This is a genomic window from Alistipes sp. i18-0019-D1, assembly GCF_042852885.1.
In the GTDB taxonomy this organism is placed as follows: domain Bacteria; phylum Bacteroidota; class Bacteroidia; order Bacteroidales; family Rikenellaceae; genus Alistipes.
Window position 1 is genome coordinate 3886365 of record NZ_AP031424.1, and the last position, 14062, is coordinate 3900426.

The window sequence follows — 14062 nt, forward strand, 5'->3', positions numbered from 1 at the left end:
TGGGGTCCGCCGCCTGGCATTTCGGTGCACGGGATCGTCACTTGAACCACTCCTGCAAATGGTCGCGGCCGTAGAAGTAGTAAACCGCAAACCCCACCCAGCTGGTGAGCAGCACCACGACCGACGCGATGACCTTTCCCGCCGTGGAGATGTTCTTTTTGAAGATGTCCAGCACGCACCAGATCGCGCACACGAGGCCGATCAGCCAAATAATCGTTCCAATCATAACAATTTGAATTTAGAAAAACATTGATGTTCGAATATGTCCGCCGGGTAAACCACGTCCGAGAGGAACAGCCCCTGGGCCGGGGCGCCGGCGCTCGACCGCGACAGGTCGCGGCTCGCGACGATCTCGCGGAACTCGCCGGGCGTGTACCGTCCGCGGCCCACGTCGACCAGCGTGCCGGCCAGCGACCGCACCATGTTGCGCAAAAACCGGTCCGCACGGATCGTGAAACACATCGTGCCGCGGGGACTGACGGTCCAGACGGCCTCCTTCACATGACAGATATTGGTCTTGTTGTTCGAATTGAGCTTGGCGAAAGAGGTGAAATCGTCGAACTCCGGCAGCATCGCCGCCGCCTCGTTCATCCGCCCGACGTCGAGCGGAACGTAATACTGCCACGTCAGATGCCGCGTGAAGGGATTCTTGCGCGGCTCGATGAAATAACGGTACTCCCGTTCGCGGGCGTGGAAGCGGGCGTGGGCATCCTCCGCGACGGGCGTCATGCTGCCCACGGAGATATCCCCGGGAAGCAGGAAATTGAGCTTGTAGACCGTCTGCGCAGGATCGTCGACGGGCCGTTCGCAGTCGAAGTGCGCCACGTAGTAGGCCGCATTGACCCCCGTGTCGGTACGCCCGGCGCCCGTCACGGAGACCGGTTCGCGCAACAGGGTAGCGAGCGCACGTTCGAGCGTCTGCTGCACGGAAGGCTGGTCGGGCTGCCGCTGCCAGCCGCAGTAGGCGGCCCCGTTGTACCGGAGTTCGAGAAAATAGCGCATGCCGGAAATGATTTGTTCGGCAAATATACGAAATTCCGGAATACTATTGTACGCTCTCCTGCGTTTAGATTCACAAATAATTCGTATCTTTGTACGAATATCTCGACAAAACAAATGAAAGCAGCGATCATAGGATACGGTAAAATGGGACGCGAGATCGAACGGATACTCGCCGAAAGGGGCCACGAAACGGCCCTCGTCATCGACACGGACAATGCGCACGAACTCGACGCCGCACATCTGGCGGGCATCGACGCGGCGCTGGAGTTCACGATGCCCGAAACGGCCTACCGCAACATCCGCACCTGCATCGAATGCGGCGTGGCGGTGGTGAGCGGCACGACGGGCTGGACCGACCGCCTCGGCGAATTGCAGGAGCTGTGCCGCGAGCGGGGCGGGGCGTTGTTCTACGCCTCGAACTACTGCCTGGGCGTGAACCTGATGTTCCGCCTCAACCGGCAGCTGGCGGCGATGATCGGCCGCGTGGGCGGCTACGACGTACGTATCGAGGAGGTGCACCACACCCAGAAGAGGGACGCGCCGAGCGGCACGGCCATCACGCTGGCCGAGGGCATCGTCGAAAACCTCGCCGGCAAGCAGGGCTGGGTCAACCTGGCCCCGGGCATCGAGAACGCCGCGAACCGCATCGAGCGCAGCGGGGAGGCGCCCGCCGACCGGATCGAAATCCGCTCCGTGCGCGAAGGCGCCGTCCCGGGCATCCACACCGTGACCTACGAATCGGAGGACGACGTGCTGGAAATCAGGCACACGATCAAAAACCGCCGCACGCTGGCCCTGGGAGCCGTCGTGGCTGCCGAATTCCTCTGCGGAAAACAAGGCGTCTACTCGATGGACGACCTGCTGAAATAATTGAAACAACCGATATAAAATGGGTAAAATCAAGAACTTATTACACAACAAATGGGTCGGTTTCACGCTGGCCGCATTGCTTTATACGCTCTGGTTCGTGGTCTGGACGGGCAACCTCTGGATGCTGCTGGGACTGCCGGTCATCTTCGACCTCTACATCACGAAGTTCTTCTACCGCTACGTGTGGAGCCACAACGTGAAGATGTGCCAGCGCAGCACAACCTACAAGACGGTTTACGAATGGGTCAACGCCATCATCTTCGCGACGGTCGTGGCGACGCTGGTGCACATCTTCGTCTTCCAGATGTACGTCATCCCCACCTCGTCGATGGAGCGGACGCTGCTCATCGGCGACTACCTCTACGTGAGCAAGGTGGCTTACGGACCGCAGATGCCCAACACGCCGCTGTCGTTCCCCTTCGTACATCACACGATGCCCTTCTCGCAGACCAAGAAATCGTTCTCCGAGGCGATCAAATGGCCCTACCACCGTCTCAAGGGGCTCAAGCCGATCCGCCGCAACGACGTGGTGGTGTTCAACTTCCCGGCAGGCGACACGGTGCTGCTCGAAAACCAGAACGTGACCTATTACGACACGCTGCGCGGCTTCGAGGAGTCGTTCGGCAAGGAGGAGGGACGCAAGCGCCTCAACGAGAAATACACGGTGATCAGCCGTCCGGTGGACAAACGCGAGAACTACATCAAGCGCTGCGTGGGGCTTCCGGGCGACTCGCTCGAAGTCCGCAACGGAAAGGTGTGGGTCAACGGCGAACCGCAGGAGGCGATCCCCGGCCTGCAATACAACTACGTGGTGCAGACCTCGGCGCCCTTCACGCAGTATGCCATCGACAACCTCGGCATCCGGGAGTACAGCGGTTACGGCTCGGGCTACTACATGAACCTCACGGACGAACTCGTCGAGAAGGTCAAGGGCCTGAGCAACGTCATTTCGGTCAACCGCTACATCTACACCCCCAACGACGAGGTGTTCCCGCAGTGGGGCACGCCCCGCTGGAGCCAGGACAACTACGGCCCGATCTGGATTCCGAAGAAGGGAGACACGGTGCAGCTCACGGCGGAGAACCTGCCGCTTTTCCGCCGCATCATCGAGGCGTATGAGAATCACACGCTCGAAGAACGCGACGGCAAAATCATCATCGACGGGAAGGAAACCGCGGAATACACCTTCGCGATGAATTATTACTGGATGATGGGCGACAACCGCCACAACTCGGCCGACTCGCGTTTCTGGGGCTTCGTGCCCGAGGACCACATCGTGGGCAAGGCGTCGTTCGTATGGCTGTCGCTCGATGCGGAAAAGAGTTTCCCCGCGAACATCCGCTGGGAGCGGCTCTTCAGAAAGGTGCGATAGACGTGGCCGGCGACAGTTACAGGACCGTCGCGGGCCCCGCCGAAGCCGCCTGCCGGGAGCGGAGCAGCAAGTTCCTCTCCTGGATCTATCCCGTACGTACGGAGGAGGAGATCCGCGAACGGCTCGACGCGCTGCGCAAACGGTATTACGACGCCACGCACCACTGCTACGCCTGGCGGCTGGGTCCCCGCGGCGAGGCGTTCCGCTCCAACGACGACGGGGAACCGTCGGGAACGGCCGGAAAACCGATCCTCGGACAACTGCTTTCGAACGACATCACGGACTGCCTGGTGGTCGTGGTCCGTTATTTCGGCGGCACGAAACTGGGGGTTCCGGGGCTGATCGCCGCCTACCGGGAATCGGCGGCCGAGGCCATCGCGGCGGCCGAAATCGTGGAGCTGACGGTGGACCGCACGGTGCGGGTCGATTTCCCCTACGTGGCGATGAACGCCATCATGCGGGTCGTCAAGGAGGAGCAGCCGCGCATCGAGGAGCAGACCTTCGACAACCTCTGCACGATGCGGCTCACGATCCGCGAAAGCCGCGCGGAAACACTCGTCGGGAAACTCCGGAAAGCCGGAGGCAGCATCGCCGAAGACAGAAATGAAAAATGAAGAATTAAAAATTATCTTTGGCCGAAAGGCGTCCGCATTCCGGATGCGTCGCGACAAGCCCCTCCCGAGGGAGGGATTTGGGGTGGGGTCAGGCTTGTAAACGACACCAAAGGCGGCGACAACGACCGACCGATATGTAACTCCGGGATAAGTTGTCAAACAAGATACATGAAACACGAAAACTGCATTTATATAAAAGGAGCGCGGGTCCACAACCTCCGCAACATCGAGGTCGAAATTCCGCACAACAAACTCGTCGTCGTGACGGGACTCTCCGGTTCGGGCAAATCGACGCTGGCCTTCGACACGATTTTCGCCGAGGGGCAGCGCCGCTACGTCGAGAGCCTCTCGGCCTACGCCCGGCAGTTCCTCGGGAAGATCAACAAACCCGACGTGGACATCATCACGGGCATCGCGCCGGCCATCGCCATCGAGCAGAAGGTCAACACGCGCAACCCCCGTTCGACCGTGGGCACGACGACCGAAATCTACGACTACCTCAAACTGCTGTTCGCACGCACGGGGCACACCTTTTCACCCGTCTCGGGGCAGGAGGTGCGCTGTTTCAGCGTGGACGACGTGGCCGCCTACATCCTTGCGCACGACGGACAGCGCGTGGCGATCGGCGCACCGCTGGTATTGGGCGAAGGGCAGGGGATCATCGAAAAACTGACGCTGCTGCTCTCGGAGGGCCTTATGCGGGTTTACATGGGCGGCGAGGTGAAACTCATCGAGGAGATTCTGCCCGGAATCGGGCCGGAGACCGGAGCCGAAGACATCCGGATCGTCGTCGACCGCATGCGCGTCACGACGGACGAGGACACGCAGACCCGCATCCGCGACTCGGTGGCCCGCGCCTTCTCCTACGGCGGGGGCATCTGCGAAATCGTCACGGACGAGGGCGTACGGGAGTTCTCGTCGCGCTTCGAGGCCGACGGCATCGAGTTCGAACGCCCCTCGGAACACCTCTTCAGCTTCAACAACCCGCTGGGGGCCTGCCCCCGGTGCGAGGGCTACGGCAAGGTGATCGGCATCGACGAGGACCTGGTGATCCCCGACAAGAGCAAGACCATTTACGAGGACGCCGTAGCCTGCTGGAGGGGCGAGACGATGCGCAAATGGAAGCAGCAGCTCGTGGAGAACGCCTCGAAGTTCGGATTCCCGATCCACACGCCGTTCCACGAACTGACGCCCGAGCAGAAACGGCTGCTGTGGCGCGGCAACGAATATTTCCACGGACTCGACGAATTTTTCGAATACATCGACTCGGAGCGGCGCAAAATCCAGTTCCGCGTGATGAAGGCCCGCTACACGGGCAAGACCGCCTGTCCCGAATGCGGCGGCTCGCGCCTGCGCAAAGAGGCGTTGTACGTACGCGTCGGCGGCAAGACGATCGCCGATCTGGTGGCGATGCCCGTGGACTCCCTGATCGCCTTCTTCGCAGGGCTGGAACTCGACGAACACGACACGAAAACGGCGTCGCGCATCCTCGTCGAAATCCGCAACCGCCTGCAATACCTCGCCGACGTGGGGCTGGGCTACCTGACGCTCGACCGCCTGTCGTCGACCCTCTCGGGCGGCGAGAGCCAGCGCATCAACCTCTCGACCTCGCTGGGCAGCAACCTCACCGGTTCGCTCTACATCCTCGACGAACCGTCGATCGGGCTTCATCCGCGCGACACGAACCGCCTGATCGGCGTATTGAAACAGCTGCGCGACCTGGGCAACACGGTGATCGTCGTGGAGCACGAGGAGGAGGTGATCCGCGCCGCGGACTGGATCGTCGACATCGGCCCCAAGGCCGGGTACAACGGCGGCGAAGTGGTCTTCAGCGGCACGCTGCCCCAACTGCTGAAAAGCAAAAAGAGCCTCACGGCCGACTACCTCACGGGGCGGCGCGAGATCGCCGTTCCGGCAACCGCCCGCGGTTGGAGCAACTCGATAACCGTCAAAGGCGCGCGGGAGAACAACCTGCGCAATGTCGACGTGCGGATTCCGTTGGGGGTGATGACCTGCATCACGGGCGTCAGCGGCTCGGGAAAATCGTCGCTGGCGAAGGGAATCCTCTACCCGGCGCTGCGGCGCCTGCTCTACGACACGGGCGTGAAACCCGGCGATTTCGACGGCCTGACGGGCGACGTGCAGCTGCTCAAATCGGTCGAGATGGTCGACCAGAACCCCATCGGCAAGTCGTCGCGTTCGAACCCCGTGACCTACATCAAGGCCTACGACGAAATCCGGAAACTCTTCTCGGACCAGCCCTATGCCCAGCACAACGGGCTGGGCGCTTCGGCCTTCTCGTTCAACATCGCCGGAGGCCGTTGCGAGGAGTGCCAGGGCGAGGGCATGATCAAGGTCTCGATGCAGTTCATGGCCGACGTGGAACTGGTCTGCGAGGCGTGCGGCGGGCGGCGTTTCCGCGACGAGGTGCTCGAAGTGAAATACCGCGGCAAGTCGATCTACGACGTACTGGAGATGACCGTGGACGACGCCATCGCCTTCTTCGGCGAGGAAAGCAAGAAGAACGCCACCTGCCGGCGCATCGTCGAGCGGCTGCAACCGTTGCAGGACGTGGGTCTGGGATACATCAAGTTAGGACAGTCGTCGTCGACCCTCTCGGGCGGCGAGAGCCAGCGCGTGAAGCTGGCTTCGTTCCTGACGAAGGATTCGGCGCAGGGAGGCGTCATGTTCATCTTCGACGAGCCGACGACGGGGCTGCACTTCCACGACATCTCGAAACTGCTCGCGGCGTTCAACGCCCTGATCCAGCGCGGACACACGATCGTCGTCGTCGAGCACAACATGGACATCATCAAATGCGCCGACTGGATCGTGGACCTCGGCCCCGAGGCGGGCACGGCGGGCGGACGGGTCGTGTTCGAAGGCACGCCGCGCGAACTGGAAAAGTGCACCGAAAGCCATACGGGCAAATTTTTGCGCATGCGCGCAAAAATAATGAAGAATGAAAAATGAAAAATTAAGAATTGTCGTACACATGTGCAAAAATAGCCGCGCAGCCCAATTTTTCATTTTTAATCTTTAATTTTCAATTGAATGGAATTCTCTACCTATACACTCCCCAACGGCATCCGCGGCATTCACCGTCAGGTGCGAAACACCGTGGCGCACTGCGCGCTGGTGATCGGCGCCGGGAGCCGCGACGAGCATCCCGCGGAGTACGGACTGGCGCACCTGACGGAGCACGCCTTTTTCAAGGGGACCGAGCGACGCAAGGCATGGCAGGTCAACTGCCGCCTGGAAAACCTCGGCGGGGAGCTGAACGCCTTCACCACCAAGGAGGACACGACGATTCACGCCACGACGCTGAAGGGCGACTTCGCGAAGGCCGCGGAGCTGATCGCCGACATCGCTTTCCGCTCGACGTTCCCCGACCGGGAGCTGGAGCGCGAAAAGGAGGTGATCGTCGACGAGATCAACACCTACAAGGATTCGCCCGCCGACCTGATCTACGACACCTTCGAGGACATGCTGTTCGAAGGTTCAGAACTGGGCCACAACATCCTGGGCCGCAAGGCGGCGCTGATGCGCTACGACGGCCAGGCGATCCGCGCCTTCACGGCACGCACGCACACCACCGACCAGATGGTATTCTCGTCGATCGGCAACTTCTCGGCCAAGACCGCCGAAGCCGTCGCGGCACGCTATTTCGCCTCGCAGCCCGCCTCGCAGCGCGGTTTCGTGCGCGCGACGCCCGCGCCTTACCGGGCCTTCGAAAAGACGGTCTCGAAGCACACGCACCAGACCCACTGCATCATCGGCAGCCGGGCATTCGGCATCTCGGAGGATCGGCGGCTGCCGCTGGCCCTCGTGACGAACATTCTCGGAGGTCCGTGCGCCAACTCGCTGCTCAACGTCGTGGTGCGCGAGAAGAACGGACTTTCGTACAACATCGAAGCCAGCTACACGCCCTACGGGGACACGGGCATCGTGGCCATCTATTTCAGTTCGGACCACAGCAACGCGGAGCAGTGCATCGAGCTGATCGAAGGACAGTTGCATAAACTGCGCACCGTGCCGCTGACGACGCGCCAGCTGTCGATGGCCAAAAAACAGTTCATCGCCCAGCTGGCCATATCGAGCGAGAGCAACGAAAGCTACATGCTCGGGGCGGGCAAAAGCCTGCTCGTCCACGACGGCATCGACACCATGGAGCAGGTCTACGCCAAGGTCCGCGCCCTGACGGCCCGGCAGCTCACGGAGGTGGCTGAGGAGATTTTTTCGAATATGTCACGACTTATCTACAAATAAGATGAAAAAAGAAGTTTTATTCCTGTTGCTCGACGATTTCGCCGATTGGGAAGGCGCGTTTCTCGCCACGGGACTCAACACCGGCCTGACCATGGCGGGCGGCGGAACGCCCTACGTGTCACGTACGCTGACACCCACGAAAAAGCAGGTGCGCTCGATCGGCGGGCTGGTCGTCACGGTCGACTACACGGTTGCGACCATGCCCGAAGATTATGCGGCCCTGATCCTCGTGGGAGGCATGCAATGGCAGTCGGAGGAGGCCCGGCGGGTCGTTCCGGTCGTCGAGGCGGCACTTGCGCGCGGCATACTCGTCGGTGCGATCTGCAACGCCGCGTCGTTCCTCGCGGCCCACGGATTCCTGAACGGCGTGCGCCACACGGGGAACACCCTCGAAATGCTCAAGGCGTGGGGCGGCGGCCGCTACACGGCAGAAGCCCTCTACGAGGAGCGGCAGGCCGTGCGCGACGGCAACATCGTAACGGCCAACGGCACGGGCTGCCTCGAATTCACGCGCGAATGCCTGCTGTGGCTGCATGCCGATACAGACGAGGTGATCGAGGCTTCGTACCAGTTCAACAAACACGGAATGTACCGGGAATAATGGACCCGCTCGAACGATACATCCACGATTTCTCGGAACCCGAAGAGGCACTGCTGCACGAACTCGACCGCGAAACCAACCTGCGTGCCGTGGCCCCGCGAATGATCTCGGGGCACATTCAGGGCCGTCTGCTGGAGATGCTCGTGCGGATGCTGCGGCCCCGGCGGGCGCTCGAAATCGGAACCTTCACGGGTTACTCGGCACTCTCGATGGCCGCAGGGCTGGAGGAGGGGGCCGAACTGCACACCGTGGAGGTGGACGACGAACAGAAGGAGTTCATCCGTTCGTACTTCGCCCGCAGCCCCCACGGCCGCAAGATTACGCTCCACATCGGCTCGGCACTCGACATCGTCCCGAAACTGGGCGGAGAGTTCGACCTCGCGTTCATCGACGGCGACAAACGCGAATACCCCGATTACTACCGGATGCTGATGGGCGACGACGGCGGCCGCCCGCTGGTGCACAGCGGGTCGGTGCTGATCGCCGACAACATCCTCTGGTCGGGGAAGGTCGTGCAGCCCGTGGCGCACAACGACCGCCACACGCAGGCGCTCCTCGAATTCAACCGCATGGTCGCCGAAGACCCGCGCACGGAGAACGTCATCCTCCCGCTGCGCGACGGACTGAACCTAATTCGCATCCGATAACATGGAAATCAAGGAATTGCAGGAGCGCGTAGACGCCTGGATCCGGGAATACGGCGTACGCTACTTCTCGGAACTGACCAACATGGCCTGCCTGACCGAAGAGGTGGGGGAGCTGGCCCGCGTGATGGCCCGCCGCTACGGCGACCAGTCGTTCAAGAAGGGCGAAAAGGAAAACCTCGCCGACGAGATGGCCGACGTGCTGTGGGTGCTGGTGTGCCTGGCCAACCAGACGGGCGTGGACCTCACGGCGGCCGTCGAGGCCAATTTCGCCAAAAAGACCGCCCGCGACAAGGACCGTCACCACGACAACCCCAAGCTGTAAAACGCCGCCCGCGGCAAGGCTCCGGCCCGAACCCGTAAAAATGCCCCGTACGACGGCCAAAGCCGCCGCACGGGATATCGCCCGCTTATGGTATCAGTGGGTTATTCATACAGTCTCGGTTCGGTCAGCTTCAGCGGCACGGCGCGTGTGACCACCTGCCGTTCGGGTTCGGCCAGAGACGCATAATCGGCGCCGAACTGCCGCTGCGACACGTCGTTGCGGATCGATCCGAACGACTGGGCGATCAGCCGCTGCACCTCCAGATACCTGCCGAACGAGGCGCCGGGAGCCGTATCCAGCAACACGATGCCTTCGCTGACCGGGCAATTCATCACGCCGCCACCGGGCAGATCGAACTCCTTGACCTGTTTTTCGGACATCGCGGGATCATCGTCCGCATTCAGGATAAAAGCACGGATCAACGCGGGAAGCTCCTCCGGCGAGACACTTTTCTCGCGGAAAGCCTGCCCCGCCATAACGGCGCCCGAACCGTCGATGTGCACCAGAAACAGGTTCCGTTCCTCGATCTTATAAGTCCCTTCGAATCCGCCCACGCGGGGCACGATCACCTTCACCTTGCCGTCGGCAGGCAGGCGCGAAAGATCGGGCGGCAGCATCCGATCGACGCCGGGATCGGACGCATCCGTACGGAACTGCAGACGGAGGGCATTCGCGCGGCGGGACGCCTCCATCGCATCGGCCAGATCATCCACAGGAGTATCCTTATCGGCCTGAATGACCACCACCATCTTCGCCCGGTCCGCCTCGGAGAGTTTTTCGCGTTCGGCGGCGATAAACCGCTCCAGTTCCCCGGCCGTCACGGGGCGGCCGTTGAAGGCGATCGTTCCGCCGGAACCGATATGAACGGTCGCAACGTGCCGGTCCGCGGAGTGGGACGATACCGGAACTTCGGCGGGTCTGACGGTAAAGCTGCAAAACAGCATCATCGAGGCCACCACGGGGAGGGCTGCACCGAGCCGCACCAGGGCGAAACGGCGCTTTTTGAATTGGGTCATCATGGCAAATCGTTTTTTGGTGAGTGAATGATTCAGCCCGCAGACTATATCCGGATTATAGCCGAAGAGCTGATGAAAAATAACGGTCCGGTATTCGGTAAGGCCGTAACCGGCGTCGAGCACGTCGCGGTCGGCCTCCCATTCGTGCACCTCCCGCAGCCACCGCCCGGCAATCCAGACGAACGGATTGAACCAGAAGAGACTGCGGACCAGCTCGACGGCGATGCGCTCCGCCGAATGGCGGTGACGGACATGGCTCGCCTCGTGGCAGAGGACGATCATGCGCCGGCGGCCTTCGTATCCTCCGCCCAGAAAAACCGTATGCAGGAACGAAAAGGGAGTGGCGATCTGCGGATGTTCGGCAAGGGTATAAGCCCCGCAGTCGGTCAGATGCGACCGTCGCCGCAAACGGCGAATCCCGACCATGCGGACCGCAAGAAACCCCAGCGACAGAAACACCGCCGTCAGATAGCCGCCAACAGCCACTGTCCGCGATATGCGCCGCCAGCCGGATGTCACGGCCGGACCGGCAGCGGGGACCTCCCCGGTCGCCTGCACGAGGTTTTCGGCCGGGGGCGCGCCGATCAGCGGCAGCGGATAGACCACCGTCCGGGCAGGGTAGAGCGGAATGTCGAGTGCCGGGATGACCGCCGAGAGAAATACGGCAGCGACCAGATAACGGCGGCAGGCTCTGAATGAAACCTTGCGGACCAGCAGCAGGCGGTAGAACGCCAGGAGCAGTCCGCTGCAAAAGAGCACTTCGAGAAGGTAAAGCAGCGGGGATTTCATGACCGGGATTATTTGCGTTCGCGCAGCATTTCGAGGATGGCATCGGTCTCCTCGACCGAAATCGCCTTGTTCTCCGAGAAAAACGATACCAGGCGGCTCACGGAACCTCCGAAAAAATTATTCAGCACCGTATCCATATAACGGCGCGCATAGGCGTCCTTCGAAATCAGGGGGTAATATTCATGGGTCTTGCCATAGGCCTTGTGGCCGACGAATCCCTTCTTTTCCAGAATACGGACAATCGTCGACACGGTGTTGTAGGCGGGTTTCGGCTCCTCCATTTCATCGAGGATGCCGTGTACGACCGCAGCCCCCCGGGTCCACAATACCTGCATGATTTCCAGTTCGGCCCGGGTCAGCTCCTGCGGGCGGTTCTTCACGATCTCTACCATAACTATAAATTTAGTTTATCCGCACACAAACATACAACTAATATTTTAATTATACAACTAAATAATTAGTTGTTTTTGATAAAAAACGAAAATCGCCTCCGCAGGAGTATGGAAGCGGGGTATCAGCCGATCCGGATTGCCGGGCGTTGCACGAGGCCAAGACCAATGTCCCCATTCGTCCCGCCGCGGAGGCGGACCGTTTCGAGGCCGCACGAACGACCCGAAACAAAAAATACCTCCGAACGTGACCGTTCGGAGGTATCGGCGGGGCGGACGGAACCGCCCCGAAAGCAGGGGACTACTCCAGCTTGAGGTCGCGCTTGATGCCCTCGATCTTGGCGTCGAGTTCGGCCAGCGTCTTGTCGAAGCCGGCGACCGAGGCCAGCGGCGCCTTCACGCCGAAGTAGAACTTGATTTTAGGCTCCGTGCCCGAGGGACGCACCGAAACGGTCGTGCCGTCGGCCGTGAACCATTGCAGCACGTTGCTCCGGTCCTGCTCGATAGGGGTCTTGGCACCCGTCTCGACATTGAGGGTTTCCAGCGTCTGGAAATCGTTGATCTTCACCACCGGAGAACCGAGGATCGCCTTGGGCGGATCGGCGCGGAAATCGACCATCATCTTCTGAATCAGCTCGGCACCCTCCTTGCCCTTGCGGACCACCGAAACGAGACCCTCGCGGTAGAAACCGTATTTCACGTAGAGTTCCTGCAACCACTCGTAGAGCGTCAGGCCCATCGTGTCCATCGCCCATGCGGCGGCCTCGGCGGCCAGCGAGCAGGCCGAAACAGCATCCTTGTCACGCACGTAGTCGCCCGCCAGGTAACCGAACGACTCTTCGCCGCCACCGATGTACTTGGCCTTGCCCTCGTTTTCGCGGATGATCTTGGCGATATACTTGAAGCCTGTGAGGCAGTCGTAGCACTTCACCTTGAAATGCTCGGCCACAGCGTTGGCCATCTGCGAGGTGACGATGGTCTTCACGACATACTGGTTGCCGTCCAGCTCGCCGCGCTCGGCCCAGCGGGTCAGCTGGTAGCTCATCAGCAGCACGAGGGTCTGGTTGCCGTTCAGCAGCACGTATTCGCCCTTCTTGTTGCGCAGCGCCACGCCGATGCGGTCCGAATCGGGGTCGGTGGCCAGCACCAGGTCGGCGCCCTCCTTCGCGGCCAGATCGATGGCCATCGCCATCGTCTTACGCTCCTCGGGGTTGGGGGATTCGACGGTGGGGAAGTTGCCGTCGATGACGGCCTGCTCCTTCACCATGATCACGTTCGTGAAGCCGAATTTCTTCAGCGACGCCGGAACCAGCCGCACGCCCGCACCGTGCATCGGCGAATAGACGATCTTCATGTCGTGGTGCTTCTTCACGCTTTCGGGCGAGAGCGAGAGTTCGTGCACCTTATTCAAATAGATTTCGTCGAATTTCTCGTCGAGGATGGTGATATTTTCGGGATTCTTGCCCGTCTCGATCATATTCACGTCGGTGATCTTCGCAACCTCGGCGATGATGTTCCTGTCGTGGGGTGCGGTGACCTGCGAACCGTCGGTCCAGTAGGCCTTGTAACCGTTGTACTCCTTGGGGTTGTGCGAGGCCGTGACGACCACGCCCGAATGGCACTTCAGCTCGCGGATGGCGAAGCTCAATTCCGGCGTCGGACGCAGGGCGTCGAACAGGAAAACGGTGAAGCCGTTCGAGGCGAAAATATCGGCCACACGCTCGGCGAACATGCGCGAATTGTTGCGGCTGTCGTGGGCCACGGCCACACGTACCCGCTCGCCCGCGAAGTTCTTCTTCAGGTAGTTCGAAAGGCCCTGCGTGGCGGCGCCCACCGTATAGACGTTCATGCGGTTGGAACCCACGCCCATGATGCCGCGCAGGCCGCCCGTGCCGAATTCGAGGTCTTTGTAAAAGCTCTCGACAAGCTCTTTCATATCGTTGTCCATCAGGTATTTGACCTGCTTCTTCGTCGCCTCGTCATAGTGGCCGTCGAGCCAACTCTGGGCTTTTTTCAGAACCAATTGTTCCAATTCGTTTGCCATAAGTTTTATTAGTTTTATTTATAGTTTGACTTCGGGAGTCCCAAAAATTTTATATGCAAATATACGAAATAAAATTCGATAATTCACTATCAGGAAGTTAAAATTGAGACCTCGGAAACCGTTGTTT

Annotated in this window: 13 protein-coding genes; 8 read left to right on the forward strand and 5 right to left on the reverse strand. The window is 60.8% G+C overall.

From position 1 onward, the window contains the following. Window positions 1–37 precede the first annotated feature (37 nt). Together ACGHP5_RS16265 and truA are read right to left on the reverse strand one after the other, a co-directional pair. On the reverse strand, window positions 38–226 hold the full coding sequence (locus ACGHP5_RS16265) for a PLDc N-terminal domain-containing protein (protein WP_290531993.1): 189 nt from the start codon (window positions 224–226) through the stop codon (window positions 38–40). Beyond that, window positions 223–1002: a tRNA pseudouridine(38-40) synthase TruA gene (truA, locus tag ACGHP5_RS16270; RefSeq protein ID WP_290531994.1), complete on the reverse strand. Its 780-nt coding sequence runs from the start codon at window positions 1000–1002 to the stop codon at window positions 223–225. The genes ACGHP5_RS16265 and truA overlap by 4 nt, the downstream gene beginning before the upstream one ends. A 114-nt stretch (window positions 1003–1116) precedes the next feature. Between truA and dapB the strand changes: the two genes are divergently transcribed. The 8 genes from dapB (at window position 1117) to ACGHP5_RS16310 (ending at window position 9697) form a co-directional block, all read left to right on the forward strand. Next, the gene (gene dapB / locus ACGHP5_RS16275) at window positions 1117–1872 is read left to right on the forward strand and encodes a 4-hydroxy-tetrahydrodipicolinate reductase (RefSeq protein WP_290531995.1); all 756 of its coding nucleotides are present in this window, start codon (window positions 1117–1119) and stop codon (window positions 1870–1872) included. Between the two features lie 19 nt (window positions 1873–1891). Beyond that, window positions 1892–3244 (forward strand): signal peptidase I, encoded by a 1353-nt coding sequence (gene lepB, locus ACGHP5_RS16280; protein ID WP_390567721.1) that lies wholly within the window; start codon window positions 1892–1894, stop codon window positions 3242–3244. Between the two features lie 2 nt (window positions 3245–3246). Further along, on the forward strand, window positions 3247–3858 hold the full coding sequence (locus tag ACGHP5_RS16285) for an IMPACT family protein (protein WP_390568457.1): 612 nt from the start codon (window positions 3247–3249) through the stop codon (window positions 3856–3858). A 168-nt stretch (window positions 3859–4026) separates the two neighbouring features. Then, entirely contained in the window at window positions 4027–6831 is a 2805-nt protein-coding gene (gene uvrA / locus ACGHP5_RS16290) for an excinuclease ABC subunit UvrA (RefSeq protein ID WP_390567722.1), read from the forward strand. An 81-nt stretch (window positions 6832–6912) separates the two neighbouring features. Beyond that, window positions 6913–8127, forward strand: a complete 1215-nt coding sequence (locus ACGHP5_RS16295) for a M16 family metallopeptidase (RefSeq protein WP_390567724.1) — start codon at window positions 6913–6915, stop codon at window positions 8125–8127. A 1-nt stretch (window position 8128) separates the two neighbouring features. Then, window positions 8129–8728, forward strand: a complete 600-nt coding sequence (locus tag ACGHP5_RS16300) for a type 1 glutamine amidotransferase family protein (RefSeq protein WP_337658045.1) — start codon at window positions 8129–8131, stop codon at window positions 8726–8728. Continuing rightward, window positions 8728–9375, forward strand: coding sequence for an O-methyltransferase (locus ACGHP5_RS16305; RefSeq protein ID WP_390567726.1), 648 nt, complete (start codon window positions 8728–8730; stop codon window positions 9373–9375). The genes ACGHP5_RS16300 and ACGHP5_RS16305 overlap by 1 nt, the downstream gene beginning before the upstream one ends. A gap of 1 nt (window position 9376) precedes the next feature. Then, window positions 9377–9697 (forward strand): nucleotide pyrophosphohydrolase, encoded by a 321-nt coding sequence (locus tag ACGHP5_RS16310; protein ID WP_290532001.1) that lies wholly within the window; start codon window positions 9377–9379, stop codon window positions 9695–9697. 101 nt (window positions 9698–9798) lie between these two features. On the opposite strand, the gene ACGHP5_RS16315 is transcribed toward ACGHP5_RS16310, so the two are convergent. The 3 genes from ACGHP5_RS16315 to ACGHP5_RS16325 form a co-directional block, all read right to left on the reverse strand. Continuing rightward, the gene (locus ACGHP5_RS16315) at window positions 9799–11502 is read right to left on the reverse strand and encodes a M56 family metallopeptidase (protein WP_390567729.1); all 1704 of its coding nucleotides are present in this window, start codon (window positions 11500–11502) and stop codon (window positions 9799–9801) included. Window positions 11503–11510: 8 nt separating this feature from the next. Next, the gene (locus tag ACGHP5_RS16320; protein WP_290532003.1) at window positions 11511–11894 is read right to left on the reverse strand and encodes a BlaI/MecI/CopY family transcriptional regulator; all 384 of its coding nucleotides are present in this window, start codon (window positions 11892–11894) and stop codon (window positions 11511–11513) included. Between the two features lie 298 nt (window positions 11895–12192). Continuing rightward, complete coding sequence (locus ACGHP5_RS16325; protein ID WP_290532004.1) at window positions 12193–13935, reverse strand: phospho-sugar mutase; 1743 nt, start codon at window positions 13933–13935, stop codon at window positions 12193–12195. Window positions 13936–14062 lie beyond the last annotated feature (127 nt).

Bases quoted from the DNA above. Each gene is read 5' to 3' on its own strand.
- ACGHP5_RS16310 (WP_290532001.1), top strand. From the start codon at position 9,377: ATGGAAATCAAGGAATTGCAGGAGCGCGTAGACGCCTGGATCCGGGAA.
- ACGHP5_RS16325 (WP_290532004.1), bottom strand. From the start codon at position 13,935: ATGGCAAACGAATTGGAACAATTGGTTCTGAAAAAAGCCCAGAGTTGG.
- uvrA (WP_390567722.1), top strand. From the start codon at position 4,027: ATGAAACACGAAAACTGCATTTATATAAAAGGAGCGCGGGTCCACAAC.
- ACGHP5_RS16315 (WP_390567729.1), bottom strand. From the start codon at position 11,502: ATGAAATCCCCGCTGCTTTACCTTCTCGAAGTGCTCTTTTGCAGCGGA.
- ACGHP5_RS16320 (WP_290532003.1), bottom strand. From the start codon at position 11,894: ATGGTAGAGATCGTGAAGAACCGCCCGCAGGAGCTGACCCGGGCCGAA.
- dapB (WP_290531995.1), top strand. From the start codon at position 1,117: ATGAAAGCAGCGATCATAGGATACGGTAAAATGGGACGCGAGATCGAA.
- lepB (WP_390567721.1), top strand. From the start codon at position 1,892: ATGGGTAAAATCAAGAACTTATTACACAACAAATGGGTCGGTTTCACG.
- ACGHP5_RS16305 (WP_390567726.1), top strand. From the start codon at position 8,728: ATGGACCCGCTCGAACGATACATCCACGATTTCTCGGAACCCGAAGAG.
- ACGHP5_RS16300 (WP_337658045.1), top strand. From the start codon at position 8,129: ATGAAAAAAGAAGTTTTATTCCTGTTGCTCGACGATTTCGCCGATTGG.
- truA (WP_290531994.1), bottom strand. From the start codon at position 1,002: ATGCGCTATTTTCTCGAACTCCGGTACAACGGGGCCGCCTACTGCGGC.
- ACGHP5_RS16265 (WP_290531993.1), bottom strand. From the start codon at position 226: ATGATTGGAACGATTATTTGGCTGATCGGCCTCGTGTGCGCGATCTGG.
- ACGHP5_RS16295 (WP_390567724.1), top strand. From the start codon at position 6,913: ATGGAATTCTCTACCTATACACTCCCCAACGGCATCCGCGGCATTCAC.